17 protein-coding genes are annotated in these 18,823 nt (G+C 69.0%); 5 read left to right on the forward strand and 12 right to left on the reverse strand.

Features of this window, described 5'->3' with window-relative positions:
- Positions 1–54: 54 nt before the first annotated feature.
- Positions 55–1,290 (reverse strand): HlyD family secretion protein, encoded by a 1,236-nt coding sequence (locus tag ABEG18_RS08955; RefSeq protein WP_406857551.1) that lies wholly within the window; start codon positions 1,288–1,290, stop codon positions 55–57.
- Positions 1,291–1,293: 3 nt separating this feature from the next.
- A complete protein-coding gene (locus ABEG18_RS08960) occupies positions 1,294–1,758 on the reverse strand; it encodes a hypothetical protein (RefSeq protein ID WP_406857716.1) in 465 nt (154 codons plus the stop codon).
- A 361-nt stretch (positions 1,759–2,119) separates the two neighbouring features.
- Between ABEG18_RS08960 and ABEG18_RS08965 the strand changes: the two genes are divergently transcribed.
- Complete coding sequence (locus ABEG18_RS08965) at positions 2,120–2,467, forward strand: hypothetical protein (protein WP_406857717.1); 348 nt, start codon at positions 2,120–2,122, stop codon at positions 2,465–2,467.
- 39 nt (positions 2,468–2,506) lie between these two features.
- Here the strand turns inward: ABEG18_RS08965 and ABEG18_RS08970 are convergent, their stop codons facing one another.
- Positions 2,507–3,052 carry a c-type cytochrome gene (locus tag ABEG18_RS08970; protein ID WP_406857718.1) on the reverse strand — a complete coding sequence of 182 codons (546 nt, stop codon included), beginning with the start codon at positions 3,050–3,052 and terminating at the stop codon, positions 2,507–2,509.
- 220 nt (positions 3,053–3,272) lie between these two features.
- On the opposite strand from ABEG18_RS08970, the gene ABEG18_RS08975 reads away from it, so the two are divergent.
- Positions 3,273–4,886, forward strand: a complete 1,614-nt coding sequence (locus tag ABEG18_RS08975) for an MFS transporter (protein ID WP_406857719.1) — start codon at positions 3,273–3,275, stop codon at positions 4,884–4,886.
- 121 nt (positions 4,887–5,007) lie between these two features.
- Here ABEG18_RS08975 and ABEG18_RS08980 read toward each other — a convergent pair whose 3' ends face one another.
- From ABEG18_RS08980 to ABEG18_RS09000, 5 genes are all read right to left on the reverse strand, one after another.
- On the reverse strand, positions 5,008–5,931 hold the full coding sequence (locus tag ABEG18_RS08980) for a 3-keto-5-aminohexanoate cleavage protein (RefSeq protein WP_406857720.1): 924 nt from the start codon (positions 5,929–5,931) through the stop codon (positions 5,008–5,010).
- A 32-nt stretch (positions 5,932–5,963) separates the two neighbouring features.
- On the reverse strand, positions 5,964–6,914 hold the full coding sequence (locus ABEG18_RS08985) for a 3-hydroxyacyl-CoA dehydrogenase (protein ID WP_406857721.1): 951 nt from the start codon (positions 6,912–6,914) through the stop codon (positions 5,964–5,966).
- Between the two features lie 20 nt (positions 6,915–6,934).
- The gene (locus ABEG18_RS08990; protein ID WP_406858573.1) at positions 6,935–9,454 is read right to left on the reverse strand and encodes an ATP-binding cassette domain-containing protein; all 2,520 of its coding nucleotides are present in this window, start codon (positions 9,452–9,454) and stop codon (positions 6,935–6,937) included.
- A gap of 29 nt (positions 9,455–9,483) precedes the next feature.
- Positions 9,484–10,362 carry a branched-chain amino acid ABC transporter permease gene (locus tag ABEG18_RS08995; RefSeq protein ID WP_406857722.1) on the reverse strand — a complete coding sequence of 293 codons (879 nt, stop codon included), beginning with the start codon at positions 10,360–10,362 and terminating at the stop codon, positions 9,484–9,486.
- 142 nt (positions 10,363–10,504) lie between these two features.
- On the reverse strand, positions 10,505–11,755 hold the full coding sequence (locus tag ABEG18_RS09000; protein WP_406857723.1) for an ABC transporter substrate-binding protein: 1,251 nt from the start codon (positions 11,753–11,755) through the stop codon (positions 10,505–10,507).
- A gap of 178 nt (positions 11,756–11,933) precedes the next feature.
- On the opposite strand from ABEG18_RS09000, the gene ABEG18_RS09005 reads away from it, so the two are divergent.
- Both ABEG18_RS09005 and ABEG18_RS09010 read left to right on the forward strand, forming a co-directional pair.
- Entirely contained in the window at positions 11,934–12,632 is a 699-nt protein-coding gene (locus ABEG18_RS09005; RefSeq protein WP_406857724.1) for a GntR family transcriptional regulator, read from the forward strand.
- Between the two features lie 32 nt (positions 12,633–12,664).
- On the forward strand, positions 12,665–13,441 hold the full coding sequence (locus tag ABEG18_RS09010; protein WP_406857725.1) for an SDR family oxidoreductase: 777 nt from the start codon (positions 12,665–12,667) through the stop codon (positions 13,439–13,441).
- 55 nt (positions 13,442–13,496) lie between these two features.
- Here the strand turns inward: ABEG18_RS09010 and ABEG18_RS09015 are convergent, their stop codons facing one another.
- Positions 13,497–14,414, reverse strand: a complete 918-nt coding sequence (locus tag ABEG18_RS09015; RefSeq protein ID WP_406857726.1) for an alpha/beta fold hydrolase — start codon at positions 14,412–14,414, stop codon at positions 13,497–13,499.
- Positions 14,415–14,547: 133 nt separating this feature from the next.
- On the opposite strand from ABEG18_RS09015, the gene ABEG18_RS09020 reads away from it, so the two are divergent.
- Positions 14,548–15,447, forward strand: coding sequence for a LysR family transcriptional regulator (locus ABEG18_RS09020; protein WP_406857727.1), 900 nt, complete (start codon positions 14,548–14,550; stop codon positions 15,445–15,447).
- A 22-nt stretch (positions 15,448–15,469) separates the two neighbouring features.
- Here the strand turns inward: ABEG18_RS09020 and ABEG18_RS09025 are convergent, their stop codons facing one another.
- From ABEG18_RS09025 to ABEG18_RS09035, 3 genes are all read right to left on the reverse strand, one after another.
- Complete coding sequence (locus ABEG18_RS09025; protein WP_406857728.1) at positions 15,470–16,168, reverse strand: aspartate/glutamate racemase family protein; 699 nt, start codon at positions 16,166–16,168, stop codon at positions 15,470–15,472.
- 772 nt (positions 16,169–16,940) lie between these two features.
- Positions 16,941–17,267, reverse strand: coding sequence for a polyhydroxyalkanoic acid system family protein (locus ABEG18_RS09030; RefSeq protein WP_406857729.1), 327 nt, complete (start codon positions 17,265–17,267; stop codon positions 16,941–16,943).
- A 161-nt stretch (positions 17,268–17,428) separates the two neighbouring features.
- Entirely contained in the window at positions 17,429–18,817 is a 1,389-nt protein-coding gene (locus tag ABEG18_RS09035) for a M20 family metallopeptidase (RefSeq protein WP_406857730.1), read from the reverse strand.
- Positions 18,818–18,823 lie beyond the last annotated feature (6 nt).

Consider the following 18,823-nt stretch of genomic DNA (forward strand, 5'->3'; position numbering starts at 1 on the left):
GCGCTCGGCCGGTTGCGTTCGATCGCGCCGGCCTCGGGCGGCCGCCGATGAGGCTCAGTGGCCGCCGCTGAAGATGAGGCTCTTGATCGGCAGGATCAGGGCCTGGATGCGCAGCAGCAGCGCATGGACGAGCCCGACGGCGTCCACGCCGTGCAGAACGAACCGCTGGAACGAGCTCAGCTCGCCGTTCTTCAGCTCCTCGTGGTGGCTCGTATAGGCGTTCGCCACGCAGCTGCTGCCCGGCGTGACGTCCTCAAGGCCGTTCTCGAACAGCGGATCGAGGCGCACCAGCATGGTCCCCGGCTTGGCGACCTGCTGGGCGTCGATGAGCTGCTCCCCGCCGCGGAACTGGCCGGCGGCGATATAGTCCTGCACGTCGGTGACCACCATGGGGATGATGGTCCAGGGCTTGGAGATGCAGGACGCCTCGGCCACCATGCCGGGCCGGATCACCTGGGCCTCGATCTGGCCGAAGCCCGCATAGAGCGCGCGGCGGCCCGCGCCTTCCGGGATGAGCACGCCGGCGGGGCGCATGAACGGGTTGACGATATCGCCCACCTGCAGCGCGAACTGCTCGACGCGGCCGCTGACGCCGGCGCGGATCACCGTCTTGCTCAGCTCCACCTCCGCCTGGGCCAGCGCGGCCTCGGCGCTCGCCTTCTGGGCCGGCAGGAGCGTGGAGACGCGCGTCTCGACGGCCTTCTTGGCCGCCTGGGCCGCATCCACCCCGCCCTGGCGGGTATCGACCAGGGTTTGCAGCTTCTCGATCTCGCGCCGCGCCACGATGTCCGCGTTGCGGCGGTTGAGCTCCTGCTTGGTGCGCAATTCGTCGAGGGCCTGGTCGTAGGCGCCCTGCGCCTGCGTGATCTGGCCTTCCGCTGCGGCCAGGTCCGCCTGCGCCATCACGAACTGGGCGTCGATCTCGGCCACCTTGCGCCGCGCCGTCTCGGCCTCGGCTTGCTGGCGGGAGTTGTCGAGCCGGAAGATGGGCGCGCCCTTCGCCACCTCCTCGCTGCCCCTGATGAAGATCTCCGCCACGCGCCCGTTGGCCTCAGGCACGATCGGCACCGTGCGGAAGAAGGCGGTCACGTTGGTGGTGGCCGGATGGTTGTAGAAGACGGTCGTGATCAGCGCGATCGTCAGCATCAGGCAGCCGACGAGCCCCCAGCGCAGCTCGAACCAGACGGAGAAGAGATTGATCTCCTTGCCGAGCCGCTTGCCCTGCGCAAAGCGCCTGTACAGGTAGTCCGGGAGGATGGTCAGCAGCGAACACAGAATGAGTTCGAGCATGTCTCAGCCCTCCGCATGCTTGAGGGGGCGCTCCGCGACCCGCTCCCGGTCGTCGACGGGAGCGGCGATCTCCGGCACGCCCTTGCGCTCGATGGCGTCGGCGGCGTCCGCCCCGGCATCCGGAGCGATCCCGGCCATCTTCTCCAGCGAACCGGCCATCCGGCGAAGCGGCGACCCCCAGTCGGGAAGGTCGACCAGGGCCAGCAGGAGCCCCGCCACCCAGAAGATGTGCTCGTGCGTGAACAGCGCGAGGAGGCCCAGCACGGCCACGATCTCAAATTGCAGCTTCTGCGACTTGTGAGCCATGCGCTCCGGCAGCGTGTGGATGCGCAGGAACAGCAGCCCGACGCCAAGCACGGCGAAGAGAAGGAAGATCCCGGTTCCCACCATGAGCAGGTCGGTGTCTCCCGGACCCGTGATGAACACCGGCAGGTCATGCGGGGCGGCTGGGTTGACGGCGACGGACACGGGGCTGCCTTTCGTCTGGTGCACAGGGCGCCGCATGACGGCCGCATTGGTCCCGAGGCCGCAGCGCTGGCGTGCCTCCTGCTACCACCCCCGTCGCCCCGGCGCAGGTTAGTTACAGTAAGATACTGGCGCCTCGCGTCGCCTATCAGGCTAGTGTGACCGCGCCATGCACGAGCGTGACAGCGCTCGGCATCGACGTCGCTCCACCGCACCACGCCGCCGGGCGCCTCTCGCCACGGCGAGCCGGAAGCGAGCTTGTGAGGAGATTCGGCATGCTCCATCGAGGATTGGCTTTGGGTTTCCTGTTGGCCTGTTCGGCGTGCTGGCGGGAGGCGCCCCTGCCCAGGCGCGAACCGGAACGGTGCGGGTCCAGATCTTCAAGGCTGGATTCGTGGTCGGCGTCTCCGGCGGATCAGGGATGCTCACCTTCGCTGGCCGAAGCTATCCGCTCGGAATCGGCGGGGTGAGCCTCGGCGCCACCGTGGGCGCCTCCAAGGCCGACCTGATCGGCAGAGCCTATAACCTGAACCGCCCCTCCGACATCGAGGGCGTCTACACGGCCGCCGAGCTCGGCGCCGCAGTGGCCGGCGGTGGGAAAGTCGCGAGACTGAAGAACGCCCAGGGGGGCGTCCTGGAGTTGCGAGGCCGCCAGGCGGGCCTCATGTTTTCGCTCGACCTGAGCGGAATGCAGATCTCGCTGAAACGGTGAGGACGCTGACGTTCAGCCCTGAAGTCGCCGACGACGACGTCAGGGCTTGGGGGCCGACGCGTCGGGGGCGGGCGGCGCCGCGCCTGCTTGTCCCGTCCAGGCTTTGAAGTCCCCCTCCGACGCCTTCGGCAGCTGCTTGACGAAGGCCGCGATGGACCAGATCTCGTCGTCGGCCACCCCGGCCGCTGCGAAGCTCGGCATGCCGGTCATTCGAATCCCGTGCTTCACCACCCAGAAGATGTGCTGCGGCTCAAGCCCGCCCGCGATGTCCTTCAAGTCGGGCGGCGAGGGATTCAAGCCCTCCGAGAACTTCGCCCACTCCATTCCTGGAGCTCCGTGACAGGTCGGGCAGCCGCGCTGCACGAAGGCTTTGGCGCCGGCGGCGACCCGGCCCTGAAAGTCCGGCGGAGGGGCGTCGGCGGCGTTGCGCCGGATCGAACGGCTGCGGATCTGGACGAGCGCCCAGTTCATGACGGCAGGATCTTCGACCTGGGCGGCGACGCTGTAGAAGCCGCCAAACAGATAGACCGCTGCTCCGATTCCAACGAGGATTGCGAGCGCGCCGACGACCGCTAGAAACCGCATGAGGTCCTCCTCCTACGATCGCGAACAGCCATCATGATCACATGATCCAGCAGCCACGCCAATGCGGCGGTTTCGGTCTGCGATCCCTTGACCATAGGGCGCTTCAACTTCCGGTAGTTGTTGACGACTCATGCCACCGATTGTGGGTGGGAGCAGCGAGCGCCGTACGCGCCCGGACCTTCGTGAGACCGGCCTTCTGCGCCGTTCGGGAGTGGATTCAGTGCAGCTAGCTCCATTCCAACGCCGCATCTTTCGCCACGTTTGGATCGCGAGCCTGGCGTCCAACCTCGGCGGGCTGATCCAGACGGTCGGCGCGTCATGGCTGATGACCTCGCTGGATCCGAGCGCCGGCATGGTGTCTTTGGTCCAGGCCGCCAACACCGTGCCCGTGATGCTCTTCTCGCTCATGGCGGGAGCGCTCGCCGACAATCTCGACCGTCGGAAGCTGATGCTGGCTGCGCAGGTGTTCCTGCTCGCGTCCTCGATGCTCCTGGCCGTGTTCAGCCTCATGGGACTGCTCACGCCGGCCGCGCTGCTGGGCTTCACCTTCCTCATCGGATGCGGGACCGCGATCAACGGACCCGCCTGGCAGTCGCTGGTGGGAGAGATGGTGCCGCGGGCCGAGATTCCGGCCGCCATCGCCCTGAACAGCGTGGGGTTCAACATCGCGCGCAGCGTCGGGCCGGCCATTGGCGGCTTCATCGTCGCCTGGGCTGGCGCGTTCTGGGCGTTCGCGATCAACGCCGTCAGCTATCTCGGCTTGATCGTCGTGCTGGCCCGATGGCGTCTGCCGCAGGTCGAGCGGAGGCTTCCGCCAGAAACGCTCGGCAGGGCGATGGCGGCGGGCGTGCGCTATGTCGCGATGTCGCCGCGCATCCTCAATGTCATGACGCGCAGCCTGATCTTTGGCGCAGCCGCGATATCCGTTCAGGCGCTGATGCCCCTGATCGCCCGCGACCTGATCCAGGGTGGCCCGCTGACCTTTGGATTGCTTCTGGGCGCATTCGGCGTGGGCGCGATCGCCGGGGCGTTTCTCGGCGGTGAGATGCGCCGGCGCTCGCTCTCGGCGGAGAGCTGCGTCGCGCTGGCGTTCGCCGGGGCGGCGGCTTGCGCCGGGGGCGCGGCCCTCAGCGGCCGGCCCCTCGTCACCATGGGCTGCATGTTCGTCGGGGGCGCAAGCTGGGTCCTGGCTCTGGCCGGGTTCAACGCCGCGGTCCAGCTATCGTCGCCACGCTGGGTCGTCGGGCGCGCCGTGGCGCTCTACCAGATGGCGGCGTTCGGCGGGATGGCCGTGGGGAGCTGGGCCTGGGGGATCGCGGCCGAGCAGGCGGGCACCCGCAACGCCTTGCTCGGCTCAGCCGTCGTGCTCGCGCTGGGCGCGGCGCTGGGCCGTGTGTTCCCGGTGCCCGACGTCCAGGAGCTCGATCTCACCCCGCGCGAGTGGAAGGACCCGGAAATCTCCCTCGACATCCGGCCGCAGAGCGGCCCCATCATCGTGGCCATCGAATACCGGATCCGCGCGGAGGACGAGGAAACGTTCATGTCGGTGATGGCTGGCCGGCGCAGGATCCGCCTGCGCGACGGCGCACGCCACTGGACGCTGATGCGGGACCTCGCCGATCCCACCACCTGGATCGAGCGATACGACTGCCCGACGTGGCAGGAGTATCTGCGTCAGAACCAACGCATGACGCAGGCCGACACGGACATCAGCAAAGCCCTGATCGCCCTTCACCAGGGTCCCGCTCCGATCGTCGTCCGGCGGATGATCGAGCGTCAGACCAGCTTTCCTGCGCACGCGATGTCCAGGGAGGCCGCTCAGGCCGGGTCGTGACGGGCGGTCGGCCTCGCGCAAGCCGGGGCTTCGTCGGCGTCTCGGTCAGCGAGGCCGGGAAGGCGACGCTGGCCGAGATCTCCGACGTCCTTGCTGCGGCCTGGGCAGCAACCCGGCGTCCTCAGAAGTCGACCTTGTCGCCGCCCTTGAGCGAAAGGATCTCGCGCGCCTCGTCCGGGGTGGCGACCTCCAAGCCGAGGCCCTCGATGATGCGGCGGGCCGATGTGACCTGCTCGGCGTTCGACTGGGCCAGCTTGCCGGGCCCCGCCCAGAGCGAGTCCTCCAGCCCGACGCGGATATTGCCGCCCATGGCGGCCGCCATGGCGGCGATCGGCAGCTGGTGACGCCCGGCGCCCAGGACGGACCACTTGAACTTGTCGCCGAAGAGTCGGTCCGCCGTGCGCTTCATGTGCATGACGTCCTCCGGATGGGCCCCGGTGCCGCCCATCAGGCCGAACACGGTCTGGACGAAGAGGGGCGCCTTCACGAGGCCGCGGTCCAGGAAGTAGGCGAGGTTGTAGAGGTGCGAGGTGTCGTAGCACTCGAACTCAAACCGCGTGCCGGTCTCCGACAGCGTGGTCAGCACATACTCGATGTCCTGGTAGGTGTTGCGGAACAGGATGTCCTTGTTGCCGAGGTATTTCGGCTCCCACTCGTGCTTGAAATCCTTGAAGCGGTTGAGCATCCCGAACAGGCCGAAATTCATCGAGCCCATGTTCAGGGAGGCGACCTCCGGCTTGAAGGTGGCGGCCGGGCGCACGCGCTCCTGCACGGTCATCGTCGGAGCGCCGCCGGTCGTCAGGTTGATCACGCAGTTGGAGCGCTGCTTGATGACCTTCAGGAAGGGCGCGAAAGCCTCTGGCGTCTGGTCGGGCTGTCCGGTCGTGGGATTGCGGGCGTGAAGGTGGACGATGGCCGCGCCGGCCTCCGCCGCCCCGATGGCGGCGTCCGCGATCTCCTCCGGGGTGACAGGGAGCGCCGGCGACATCGACGGCGTGTGGATCGCGCCTGTGACGGCGCAGGTGATGATGACTTTGCGGCTCATGGGCTGGTCCCTTGTTCTCGGCGGGGGGTGATTCAGGCGGGGTCCGGCGCGGCGCGCTTGTGGGCCGCGAGCGCGGCCAGCCTCTCGTTGCGCCACCGCGTGCGTTGGGCGATGCGCTCGGGCGTCGCCGCATGCGGCCAGGCCGCCGCGACGCGGTCGATGTTGGGGCTCTCATAGACCTCGGGTCCGGCGGCGTCGCGGGCCAGACCCTTGTAGAAGCCGGTATAGCGGGCGCAGTAGTCCGGGATGCCGCCCGGCGCGTTGAGTTCGATGGTCTCGAACGGCCCCATGAACGACCAGCGCAGGCCGAGGCCGTCCTTGACCGTGTGGTCGAGATCCTCGGCCGAGACATAGCCCTCGCCGACGAGCCGGAAGGCCTCCGCCAGCAGCGCGCCCTGCAGGCGGTTGAGGATGAAGCCGTCGACCTCTTTCTTCACCGTGATCGGGACCTGTCCGATCGCGCTGAAAACCTCGCGGGCGCGCTCCACGGTCTCGGGCGAGGTCCAGGGCGCGCCGCAGAGCTCGACGATGGGCACGAGGTGGGGCGGGTTCACCGGATGCGCGACGAGGCAGCGCGCCCGGCCGGGCAGGCCCTCCGTGAAGCGCGACGCCACGATGGCGGAGGTGGAGGAACACAGGATCGCGTCGGGCGGGGCCAGCCGGTCCAGCTCGGCGAAAATCGCCTGTTTCTGCTCGACGACCTCGGGCCCGTTTTCCTGGACGAAGGAGACGCCTTCGAGCGCGTCCGCCAGCGAGGCCGCGACCGTGATTCGGGCCGCGGCTCCCTCCGGGTCGTCGGCCAGGCCGTGGCGCGCCAGCTTGTCTAGCTCCTCCCGGATCAGGCCGGGCGCGGCCGCCAGCGTCGGGCCATGCGGGTCCGTGAGGCGCACCCGCCAGCCGGCGCGGGCGAAAATGGCCGCCCAGGCCCGGCCGATGAGCCCGACGCCGACGATGGCGACCGTGGTGTTCAAAGCATGCGGCATCCCGAACCTCTGCGATGTGACTAGAGCCAAAGCACCTTACGGCGCAGGTCGAGGTCGTCGCGCAACGCCTTGGAGGGCCCCGCGTGAATGACCTGCCCGCGTTCGAGCGCCAGGGTGGCGTCCGACAGCGCCAGCGCCAGATCGAGGTGATGGTCGACGATGATGATGGCGACCTCGCGCCGCAGCCGGTCGAAGGCTTCGAAGAGCTGCTCGACGACGGCGGGCGCGAGACCCTCGAAGGGCTCGTCCAGGAGCAGCACGCGCACGTCGCCCGACAGCGCCCGCGCGACCGCCACCATCTGCTGCTCGCCGCCCGACAGGTAGTCGGCCGGGCTGTCCAGCCGCTCGCGGATGCGGGGAAAGTATTCGTAGATCCGCTCCAGCTCCCAATGCACGCCGTTGCCGGTCTGGCGGCGCAACCGGCCGAGCTCCAGGTTCTGCGCCACCGTCATGCCGGCGAAGAGGCCGCGCCCCTGGGGCACATAGCCGACGCCGAGCCGCGCCGTCTGGGCCGAGGGACGGCCCACGAGCTCGGCGCCGGACAGGCGGATGGAGCCGGACGCCGCCGGCGCGATCCCGGTGAGGGTCTTCAGCAGCGTCGACTTTCCCGCGCCGTTGCGCCCCAGCAGGGCGACGACCTCGTGCTCGTGAACGGTGAGCGAGACGTCCCGCAGGATGTGGCTCTTGCCGTAGAAGGTGTTCACGGATTGCAGCGTCAGCAGTTCGGCCTTTTCGGCGGCGGTCTCGCGCGGCTTGGCGGCGACGCTGGCCGCGCCCGAACCGATATAGACCTCCTGCACGCGCGGGCTCGAGCGGGCGTCCTCGACCGTGCCGTCCAGCAGCACGAGCCCGTCATTCATGACGGTGACATGGTCGGCCAGCTGGAACACGCGGTCGATGTCATGCTCCACCAGGAGCACCGGGAGGTCGGCCGAGATGCGCTTGATGATGGCCCCGATCCGCTGGCGCTCGGCGGCCGCCAGGCCGGCCAGGGGCTCGTCCAGCAGCAGGATGCGGGGCGCGGTCGCGAGCGCCAGGCCCATGTCCAGCAGCCGCTGCCCGCCATAGGAGAGGGACTCGGCCTCGGCGCGCTCGATGCCGGCGACGCCGAGATAGCGCACCATCTGGTTCGTCTCGTCCGCGATCCCGGCCAGCGACGTCGCCGGTTTCCAGAAGCCGAAACGCCCCGCGTGGCGGGCCTGGACGGCGAGCCGTAGGTTTTCCTCCACGGTCAGGCCGGCGAACAGGTTGGTGATCTGGAACGAGCGCCCGATGCCGGCCGCAGCGATCGTCTCGGGCGAACGGCCCACGATGGAGCGGCCGAGCAGGCGCACGTCGCCCTGATCGGGCTTGAACATGCCGGACAGCAGGTTGAACGCCGTCGTCTTGCCGGCGCCGTTGGGGCCGATCAGCGCATGAAGGGTGCGGTCGCGGATGCTGATCGTGACGTCGCGCACCGCATTGATGCCGCCGAAGCGCTTGGAGATGCCGGTCGCCTCGAGAACGACGCCGTGGACGTGCTCCTTCGGGCGCAGCGAAGCGGGCAGGGGCATCTCCTCGGTGCGGCGCGCCGACATGGCGGCGTCCTCGACCACTCTCTTGCGGAACGGCGCGAGCAGTCGCTCAGCCACGCCGACCAGTCCGGAGGGCGAGAACACGATGAAGCTGACGAAGACGAGGCCGAACCAGAACAGCCAGTTTTCGGTGTAGATCGACAGGAATTCGCGAAACAGGATGTAGAAGAGCGCCCCGATCGCCGGCCCCAGGAAACTGCGCATGCCGCCGATGACCACCATGGCGAGAAGCTCGCCCGAGAAGGTCACCGAGATGGGCTCGGCCGACGTCATGCGGTTCTTGTAGAGGAGCAGAATGCCCGCAAGGCCGGTCAGCACGGCGGAGAGCACGAAGGCGGCGAGCTTGTAGCGGTTGGTCGGATAGCCCAGGAAGCGGGCGCGCTGCTCGTTCTCCCGGATGGCGACCAGCACCGTTCCGACCGGCGAATGGTGAAACCGCCAGAGGCCGACCAGCACCGCGAAGGCGAGCGCGGCCACGAACCAGTAATACGGCGCGGAGGCCTCCAGATCGACGCCCGCGAAGGCCGGCCGGGTGATCCCCGCCAAGCCGTTCTCGCCGCCCGTCACCTCGGTCCAGCGGAACGCGAGCACGTACATCATGGCCGACAGGGCGAGCGTCAGCAGCGAGAAGTAGACGCCGCGCCGGCGCAGGATGAGAGACCCGAAGGCCGCCGCGAGCAGGCCGACCAGCGCCAGCGCGAGCAGCGTCGGGCCGAAAAACGCGCCCGGCATCCAGTGGCGCTGGATGAGGCCGGCCGCATAGGCGCCAAGGCCGAACCAGGCGCCGTGGCCGAATGAGACGAGCCCCGTGTGGCCGACCAAGACATTCAGCGCCATGCACGCCATGGCGTAGACGACGACCTCGGTGGCCGACGTCATCGTGAGCCCGAGCGCCAGCAGCGCCGCCGGCAGCAGGACCAGCCCGACCGCGGCGAACACGAGCGGCAACGGAACGCGCGCCAGCATGGGAGACGATGTCGTCGGCATGGCGCGCCTCACTCGAACCGGGTGATGCGCTCGCCGAGGAGGCCCCGTGGCCTGAACAGCAGAACGAGGAGCATCAAGAGGTAGATCGCAGCCGTGGAGCCGGCCGAATAGCCGACCGCCACCATCATGCCCTTGACGAGCCCGACCAGCAGGGCCGCCAGCACGACGCCCCAGAAGGATCCCAGCCCGCCGATGACCACGACCACGAAGGCCGGCGTGATGATCTCGGCGCCCATGGCGGGGTGAACGGCGTAGATGGGGGCCAGCAGCACCCCGGCGAGGCCGGCGAGGCCGATGCCGAGCGCCGCGACGGCGGCCATGTAGGGCTCAAGCGAAATGCCGAGGGCGCCCACCATGTCCGGGTTCTGCACCCCGGCCCGCACCACCCGGCCGAAGGACGTCTTGTGGAGCAGCACCCACAGGCCCGCCACGCAGCCGATCGCGATCGCGAGCAGGACGGTGCGGTAATAGGAATAGACGAAGTCGCCCAGGAAGATCTGGCCGCGCAGCGCCTGCGGGATCGAGTAGCTGAGCGGCGGCGCGCCGAAGATCATGCGCAGCGCCTGCTCGGCCACCATGGCGAGCCCGAAGGTGAGCAGCAACGACAGGATGGGGTCGGATCGGTAGAATCGCCTGAACAGGAAACGCTCGATCAGCACGCCCAGCAGGGCCACCGCCGCCGGCGAGAGAACCAGCGACCCGCCGAAGCCCACATAGGGCGACAGCACGAGCGTCAGATACGCGCCGATGGCGTAGAACGCCCCGTGCGCCAGGTTGACGATCCCGCCCAGCGAAAAGATGAGCGAAAGGCCCAACGCGATCAGCAGGTAGTAGACGCCGTCGAGGAGGCCGTTCAGCACCTGCTGGAGGAAGAGCACGAGGGTCAATGGCGTCGTTCCCTGTGATCCGGCGCAGGGGCATGCCGGTCGGGGGTCGCGTGCGACGGGAGGACTGGCCCGTCGCCGCGGGGGAGGGGGCGCCAGGCGGCGACCGGCATGCCGCCCGTCGCCGTCCCATGGGGCGCGCGAGCTACGAGAACGTGCAGGTCGCCTCGTCCTTGGTGGACGCGATGACCTCGAGATCCTCGTTCGGCCCGGGCACCGGGCCCGTGGAGGTGAAGATGTCCCACTGGTTCTTCACCTGGTCCGCCGGCAAGGCCGTGACGGCGTACATCTCGTGCATGAGCTGGTGGTCGGAGGCGCGGAAGTAGCCCGGGCGCGTCTTGAGAAGGTCGAACTTCGCGCCCTTCTCCCAGTGCTCGATGAGCTTGGAGCTGTCGGGCGTCTTCAGCTCGTTCATGCTCTGGGCGACGATCTTCATGGCGATGTAGTCGCCCCAGGCCTGGTTCTCAGGCGGCTTGCCGTATTTTTTCGTGAACGCCCCCACGAAGGCCTTGGTGCCGGGGGTGTCGATAAGGTGGTGCCAGACCACCGGCCAGGTGCCGACGAAGTTGCCCTTGCCGGCCGCCCAGGCGAGCGCCGTGTCGAAGCCGAAGCCGCCGACCGGGAAAGTGAGGCCGAACTCGGCGTATTGCTTCAGGAAGTTGGTGATCTGGTTGCCGGCGAGGTTCAGCACCACGAGGTCCGGCTTGGCGCTGCGGATCTTCAGGAGGTAGGCCGAGAAATCCGTCGCGTCCGTGGGCACCAGCTCGTCGCCCGCGAACTTGCCTCCGTTTCCTTCCATGAACCGCTTGGCGACCTTCAGTAGGTCATGGCCGAACGCGTAGTCGGCCGTCAGCGAATACCAGGATTTGCCCTTTACGAGCCCGGCCGCGAGGAACGAGCGGCCGACCGACTTCACATACATCGAGTTCTGCGACTCGACGTGGAACATGAACTTCTTGCAGTCGGCGCCGCGCAGCGCGTCCGAGTTGCCGCCGGTGTTGACGTAGAGCGTCTTGTTGCGCTGGGCCACCTGGGCGATGGTCAGGCAGGAGGCGGATGAAATCTCGCCAATGATGCAGGCGACCTTGTCGCGCTCGATCATGCGCTCGGCCTTGGTGGAGGCCGTCTGCGGGTTCACCGAATCTTCCTTCAGGAGCTCGATCTTGCGGCCGTTGATCCCGCCCGCCGCGTTCAGCTCCTCGACGGCGAGGTCGATGGCCATCACGCCGTATTCGCCGAGCGGCCCGAGAAATCCCGTCCGGGGCGTGAGATGCCCGATCCTGATCGCCTCGCTCTGGGCGCGGACGATGGCCGGGGCGCCGACGCCCGCGAGCAGGGCGACCCCGCCGGCGCTCTTCAGCAGGCCGCGGCGCGACAGCGGAACACGGTTGTCCATGGTGCAATCCTCCTGCGACGTCTTCGTCGAAGCGTTTCCTTGATCGTCCGATCCGGCGGGCGGCCCTCTGCCGGAGCCTGTTCGCGCCTTGCCGTGATCTGTGATCACAGTTAGCCTGACGCGTCGGAAGCCAACTGTCCAGCCCTGTTTGAGGCTGGCGTCGAGCCAGGACTTGCGCGTGAATCGTCCGGCGGCCCTTGTCGAGATCGAGCCTCTGGAACGGCAGACGCTGGGTGAGCGCGCCTATGCGCAGCTCTGCGACCTGCTGGTGTCCGGGCGTCTGGCGCCGGGCGAAAAAGTGTCGCTGCGCAGCGCCGCCAGCGCGCTCGGCGTGTCGATGATGCCGGTGCGGGAAGCCGTGAGCCGCTTGGTGGCGGATCGGGCGCTGGAGGTGACGCCCAATCGCTCGGTGCGCGTGCCGGTGATGAGCGTCGCCCAGTTCCGGGATCTCGCGGGGGTCCGCATCGCCATCGAGGGACATGCGGCGGCCGAGGCCGCCCGGCTGCGCACCGACGGCGACCTCCTCCAGATCGGAGCGGTCGAGGCGGCCTTCCGCCGCCAGAGCACGCTGCCCGACCCGGATGCGGGGCTCTCGGTGGGCCTCAACAAGGACTTCCACTTCGCCGTCTACGCGGCGGCCGCTTCGCCGCTGCTGGTGGAGATCATCCGCGGCCTGTGGCTGAAGGCCGGGCCGGTGCTCAACCTCGACCTGCGCGCCAGTCCCGAGCGCCTGCGGGAGGGCGGAGCCGTGCGCTTCCACGCCGACGCGCTGGCCGCCATCCGGCGCCGCGACGGCGACGCGGCCCGCGCCGCGATCGCGGCCGACATCACGGGCGCGGCCGACTTCATCATCAGCCGGGGCGCGCTGGCGCCCTGACCCAAACGAGACGCAAGGCGGGAGACAACGTCATGGACCTGGGCATCAACGGCTTGCGCGTGCTGGTGACGGCCGGCGCCAACGGCATCGGCCTCGAGATCGCCCGCGCCTTCGTGCGCGAGGGCGCCAGGGTGCATGTGTGCGACGTCGACGAGGCGGCGCTCGACGCTTTGGCGACGTCCGACCCGGCGCTCACCCGGTCGCTGTGCGACGTGGCGGACCGCGCCTCGGTGGCGAGGATGTTCGACGACGCGCTGGGCGCGCTCGGGGGCCTCGACACGCTGGTCAACAACGCCGGCGTCGCGGGCCCGACCGGCAAGGTCGACGATATCAACCCCGAGGACTGGGACCGCTGCCTCGCGGTCTGCCTCACCGGCCAGTTCAACTGCGCCCGGCTCGCGGCGCCGCATCTGCGCCAGAGCCCGAACGGCTCGATCGTGAATCTCTCCTCGCTGGCCGGGCGCCTGGGCTTCGCCATGCGGGCGCCCTATGCGGCGGCCAAATGGGGCGTGATCGGCTTCACCAAGTCCCTGGCGATCGAGCTTGGCGGCGACGGGGTCAGGGTCAACGCCATCCTGCCCGGCCTCGTGGCGGGCGATCGCCAGCGCCGGGTGCTGGAGGCCAAGGCGCAGCAACGCGGCGTCGGCTTCGCCGAGATGGAGGCGATCGCCTTCTCCTACACCTCGATCAAGGACTATGTGACGCCGCAGCAGCTGGCCGACCACATCGTCTTCCTGGCCAGCCCGCGGTGCCGCACCGTCTCCGGCCAGGCGATCTCTATCTGCGGCGACACGCAGATGCTCGCCTGATCAAGAGGGCGCGCCGGGGGCTCGCAACCCCCAGGCGCATCGGCGTGAGCCTGGATCAGCGTCCTTTGTCGAGGAAGGCGCGGACCATCGCGACGGTCGCTTGCGGGTTCTCCTCCATGATCCAGTGGCCGGAGTCCGGGATGACGCCTTCGGTCACGTCGGTCGCCGCGCCGCGCAGCGTCGCCGCCATCCCCGCGCCGAAGGATTTCTCGCCTCCGATCGCCAGCACCGGCATGGTCAGCTTGCCGCCCGCCGCCAGATAGGCGCGGTTGTCGATCGCGTCCTGATCGAAGGCGGCGAATTGGGCGAACCCCGAACGCATCGCCCCGGGCAGCGCATACAGTTTGGCGTAGTGCTCGCGCGACGCCTCCGAGAACCGGCTCGGCGTCGCCGAGAACTCGTTCCAGAAGCGGTCGAGATAGATGCGTTCGCGACCCGCCACGAGCCTTTCCATGTCCGGGCCGCCGAAGCGGAAATGCCAGAGCAGCGGGTTCTTCAGGATCTCTTCCCACGGGCCGACGCCAGGCACCGGCGCGTCGATCAGGGCGAAGCGGCGGACGCGCTGCGGGTGCTGCGCCGCAAACGCGAAGCCGACCATGTTGCCGATGTCGTGGGTCACCAGATCGACGCTCTCGATCTTGAGCGCCGAGAGCACGGCGGCGACGTCCCCGGCCTGCGTCTTCTTGTCGAAACCGGAGGCCGGCTTGGACGACAGGCCGAGGCCGCGCAGATCGGGCGCGACCACCGTATGATCCCGCGCGAGATCGGCGGCGAGCGGGGCCCACATGTCGCCGGTCTCGCCATAGCCGTGCAGCAGGACGACCGCGGGTCCCTGGCCACCGACGCGGACGTGAATCTGAACATCGCCGTTCGCGATCTCCTGCACTCTGAAGGACGCCGGATAGTCCGGAACCTGTGCGACGGCCGGCGTTCCCAGGGCGAGCGGGACGAGGATCGAAGCGAATTTCCACATGGGGGGCTCCTGGCCCCGGGACGGGCGATCCGCCACGCCACGTTGGGCGTCATCAGCGAAGCGGACCGTAGCATCGCCGAGGCGTTCGGATTAGCCTCCGGCCAGCGAAACTATGGTCCGGACATTCCGAACGATGTTGAAGCTCGACAGCATCGCGACCTTCGTCGCGATCGCAGAAGCCGGCTCGCTCAGCGAGGCGGCGCGGCGCCAGAGTTTGTCCAAGTCCGTGGTGAGCGACCGGCTGGCCGAGTTGGAGCGCGCATTGGGCGCGAGCCTTGTCCACCGCAGCGCCCGCCGGCTCACGCTCACCGAAGACGGAGCCGCCTTCCTCGCGCGCGCGGCGCGCATCGTCCGCGAGGTCGAGGAGGCGGAGGCTGCCATGACGGAGCGCCGGGGCGCCCTCGTGGGACCGCTTAGGATTTCGGCGCCGGTCACGTTTGGACGCTTGCACCTCGGGCCCGCGATCTACCCGTTTCTGGCCCGGCATCCCGAGATCGAAATGACGCTCGACCTCGACGACCGCCGCGCCGAGGTCAGCTCCGATCGCTACGACGCGGTGCTGCGGCATGGACCCATCGCAGAATCGCGCCTGGTCGTCTGGACGCTGGCGCCGAGTCGCCGGGCGCTCGTCGCGTCGCCCGACTACCTCGCAAGGCATGGGGCGCCGCAATCGATGGCCGACCTCGAGGGGCATGCCGGGATCTTCTACACCAACAGGGGCGCCGCCGACTGGCGGTTCCACACGCCCCGCGGACCGGTCAGCGTGCGCGGACGCTCCGCGCTGCGCGTCAACAACGGCGACATGATGCGCGATGCCGCCCTGGCGGGCCTCGGCATCGCGCTCCTGCCGCGGTTCATCGTCTACGCCGATATTCAAAGCGCTCATCTGAACGTCGTCGATGTCGGCGTCCAGCCGGAAACCGAATTCATCCACCTGGCGCACGCGGAAGGCCGCCGCCCCTCGGCGAAACTGCGCGCCTTCGCCGATTGTCTGCGTCGGGCCTTTGGGGATCCACCCTATTGGGAGCGATGACGCGCCGGCGCGCGCGCTGGGCTCAATCCTGCGCCTGCGCCGGGATCGTCGTCCGATCCAGGGCGAGGTCCGCCAGGAGATCGACATGGACGTCCAGGGCGTCGATGACCGGATAGCCCGCGTCCTGCCCATCGAACGCCAGGTTGAGGTCCGTCCCGGCGAGCACGATCGCCTCTGCGCCCTGCGCCATCATTCGCCGGCCTGCGTCCAGGAAGGCGCTCCGCTGGGCTGCCGTGCATGTCCCCGCGACTGCGACGTCCTGGTACATCTGGCCGAGCTCCTCGATCTCGTCGTCCAGCGCGAGCGCCTCCGTCCGCGCGAGTTGCCCGTAAAGCCGGGTGCGCATGACGACGCGCGTGCCCAGAAGCCCGACCCTGCGGATGCCGCTGGCTGCGAAGGAGTCGTCCAGCGGCGCCACGCCGGACACCATCGGCAGCGGGGCGAGGGCGGCCAGTTCCTTCGCGCAGAAATGGGCCCCGAGCGACGTGAGCGCGAAGCATGAGCATCCGGCGGCCTTCAGCCTCTCGACGAGGGGAAGGAAAGCCAAGGCCTGCTCGTCCCGCCGGTCGGCCAGGTTGTTGCGGATCAACTCATTGATGTCGCCATGCGCGATGGTCAGGTCGAGCCTTTTTCCACCCTGTGCGGCGACTCGCGCGACCAGGCGCTGGTAATAGACGACGGTGGCTGCGACGCCGATGCCGCCGATGAGACCGATATGCATGGTCGTCCGACCTCTTGAATCCGCCGCGCCGAGTCTAGGGCGACTAGAGCGCGAAAGCCACGAGGCGATGCTCCTCAGGATAGGGGAGTAAGCATGAAACGACCCCCGTCATCCCCGGCGCGCCGCAGGCGCGGGAAGGGGATCCAGAAAGGCCAGGCGAAATGCGTGCTCGTCCCAACCCTCCTGGATCCCCTTCCCGGCGCTGCGCGCCGCCGGGGATGACGCCCTTCTGCCCGGCACGGGGAGAAGGTGGCCCGAAGGGCCGGATGAGGGGCCGAACGGCGTCAGAGCCCATCGCTTGACAATCGGATAAAATTCCTATAACCCTGTTCATGCTCCGGTCCACGGAGGGGCGTCTGCAGCGTGACGGATGTGGATCGGGGGCGGCGGCCGTCGACATCGGGCTCACGACCCGGTCGAGGCGGCGGATGGAACCGAAGGTCCGACCAGCGAAGCGCGAAGGGGCTGAAAGCGCCCCGGGATCTTCCTTTCATCCTCAAACGCTGCGCGCGGAGCGGCGGGGCCTGGCGGCCTCCCGGCTTCACTATCCACCTACCCCACTCGCCGTGGGGTCCCCAGCGACGCCGCTCCGCGCCGCCCTCCGACACTCCGGGCCGAAAGGCTGCGGAGATAAACGCGCGTTCCCCACAGGGAGAACGCAGCCGAGTGCAGCGAGGTCGGATGAGGGGAGACCCGCCACCCCTCACCCCAACCCTCTCCCCGTGCCGGGGCGAGGGGGCCGGCTGCGGCGCCTTCCTGGGCGGCCGCCCGGCTAGTCGCGTTTCCCCGGCGGCCCGAGAAGAGCAGGCCCTTTCTCGCGCACCAGGGCCTGAAGGCGATCGGCGAACGCCGCGAGAAGCCAGGGGAGCTGGACCTCGATGCGGACGTGGTCGTCCTTGACGTCCACGATCCCCTGAACCGTCTGGCCGAGCGCGCTCAGCCCGAGATTGAGCCGATCGCCGGCCCACTCGTCCTTCACCATGACGACGCGATATTGGCCCAGCGCCTGGCGGATCGCCCCGATGCGCTCTCGCAGGCGTTCCACGGCTTGTTCGCGACCCAGGGCGTGGGAGATCGTCACGACGACGGGCTTTGGCATGGCGCTCTCGCTGGAGACTGCGGTCCTGCACGATCTAAAGCCTGACAGGGTGAAAGGTTGCGCCCCGCCGTCTCCCCGCGCATCGGCGCCGCCTGCGGTAAGGGCGGCTCATGTTCGACCCTGACGCGGCCGCGCTCAGTGTGTCTCGAGCCGCCCCCGCCTCAGAGCGCAGGCGTGTCGCCGCCGCCGAGATCCCAATACAGGCCGGCCATGACCTGGAGGCCTTCCCGCGCGATGGCCACCGGCAGGTGCTCGTTGGGCGCATGCTGGGAGCAGCCGGGATAGGAGTGGGGCACCCAGATGGTGCGAAGCCCCAGCACCTCCGAGAAGATGTCGTTGGGCAGCGAGCCCCCCAGATTGGGGAGCAGCGCCGGCTTCTTGCCGGTGGTGCGGGCGAGAGAAGCCACCGCCCACGTCACCCAGGGGTCGTCCGGGTCCAGGCGGGTGGCGTGGAAGATCTCGTCGCGGCTCTTGGCGATCGTCACCATGGGGAAGCCGTGGCGGTCGAGGTGGCGGCGCAGCGCCGGCAGCGCCTCGTCCGGGTCGATGCCGACCACGAAGCGGAGCTGGCAGCGGGCCCAGGCGCTGGGCGGCACGGCGTTGACCGGCGTCTCCGGGTTGCCGGCCTTCATGGCGAGCACGTCGAAGGAGCACCAGCCGAAGACCTGCTCGGCCGGGCTCAGGCCGGGCTCGCCCCAGTCGGGATCGATGGTCGGCCCGTCCGGGCCGCCGTCGATCTCGCAGTCGGCCAGCACGCGCCGCACGGCGGCCGGCAGCTCCTTGGGCACCCACTCGTGAATGCGGATCTGTCCGGTGGGCGAGACGATCGTGCTGATGGCGTGCGCCAGCTGGATGGCCGGGTCGGAGAGGATGCCGCCCCAGTTGCCCGAGTGGTGGCCGCCCTCGCGGGATTCGATGGTCATGTCGAAGGTGACGCCGCCGCGCGAGCCCAGGAAGATGGTCGGCCGCTCGGCGTTCAGGCGCGGGCCGTCGGAGGCGATCAGCATGTCGGCCTTGAGCAACTCCTTCTGCTCGGCGCAGAGGTCGCGCAGGCCGGGCGAGCCCATCTCCTCGCCCATCTCGATCAGGTATTTGGCGTTGAAGCCGAGCGCGCCGCGCGTCTCCAGCACGGCCCGCAGGGCCTCGATGTTGATGATGTGCTGGCCCTTGTTGTCCACCACGCCGCGGCCGTACCAGCGGTCGCCGACCTCGGTCAGCGTCCAGGGGGACAGGCCCTCGCTCCAGTCCTTGTCGAGGCCGCGGATCACGTCGCCGTGGCCGTACCCGAGCACCGTGGGGAGGGCGGGATCCTCGATGCGCTCGGCATACAGGAAGGGGCCCTTGGCGGCCCGGTGGGTCAGCGTCCTGCAGGTGAAGCCGAGGCCCTCCAGCAGCGGGCGCATCTCCTTCTCCACATAGGCCACGAGCGTGTCGGCGCGTGCGGGGTTCTGGCTCTCGGTCGGCATCGCGACCAGGCGGGCGAGGTCGGCCTTGAATCCGCCTGAGGTGAAATAGCGCTCGGCGCGGGCGATGGCGTCTTCGCGGGACATGGGCGT

The organism is Alsobacter sp. KACC 23698, assembly GCF_045348435.1.
In the GTDB taxonomy this organism is placed as follows: domain Bacteria; phylum Pseudomonadota; class Alphaproteobacteria; order Rhizobiales; family Beijerinckiaceae; genus Alsobacter.

Excerpts from the sequence above, each read along its gene's own strand:
- ABEG18_RS08955 (WP_406857551.1), bottom strand. The coding sequence starts at position 1,290 with ATGCTCGAACTCATTCTGTGTTCGCTGCTGACCATCCTCCCGGACTAC.
- ABEG18_RS08980 (WP_406857720.1), bottom strand. The coding sequence starts at position 5,931 with ATGAGCCGCAAAGTCATCATCACCTGCGCCGTCACAGGCGCGATCCAC.
- ABEG18_RS08970 (WP_406857718.1), bottom strand. The coding sequence starts at position 3,052 with ATGCGGTTTCTAGCGGTCGTCGGCGCGCTCGCAATCCTCGTTGGAATC.
- ABEG18_RS09010 (WP_406857725.1), top strand. The coding sequence starts at position 12,665 with ATGGACCTGGGCATCAACGGCTTGCGCGTGCTGGTGACGGCCGGCGCC.
- ABEG18_RS09020 (WP_406857727.1), top strand. The coding sequence starts at position 14,548 with ATGTTGAAGCTCGACAGCATCGCGACCTTCGTCGCGATCGCAGAAGCC.
- ABEG18_RS08985 (WP_406857721.1), bottom strand. The coding sequence starts at position 6,914 with ATGCCGCATGCTTTGAACACCACGGTCGCCATCGTCGGCGTCGGGCTC.
- ABEG18_RS09025 (WP_406857728.1), bottom strand. The coding sequence starts at position 16,168 with ATGCATATCGGTCTCATCGGCGGCATCGGCGTCGCAGCCACCGTCGTC.
- ABEG18_RS09030 (WP_406857729.1), bottom strand. The coding sequence starts at position 17,267 with ATGCCAAAGCCCGTCGTCGTGACGATCTCCCACGCCCTGGGTCGCGAA.
- ABEG18_RS09035 (WP_406857730.1), bottom strand. The coding sequence starts at position 18,817 with ATGTCCCGCGAAGACGCCATCGCCCGCGCCGAGCGCTATTTCACCTCA.
- ABEG18_RS08990 (WP_406858573.1), bottom strand. The coding sequence starts at position 9,454 with ATGCTGGCGCGCGTTCCGTTGCCGCTCGTGTTCGCCGCGGTCGGGCTG.
- ABEG18_RS09000 (WP_406857723.1), bottom strand. The coding sequence starts at position 11,755 with ATGGACAACCGTGTTCCGCTGTCGCGCCGCGGCCTGCTGAAGAGCGCC.
- ABEG18_RS09015 (WP_406857726.1), bottom strand. The coding sequence starts at position 14,414 with ATGTGGAAATTCGCTTCGATCCTCGTCCCGCTCGCCCTGGGAACGCCG.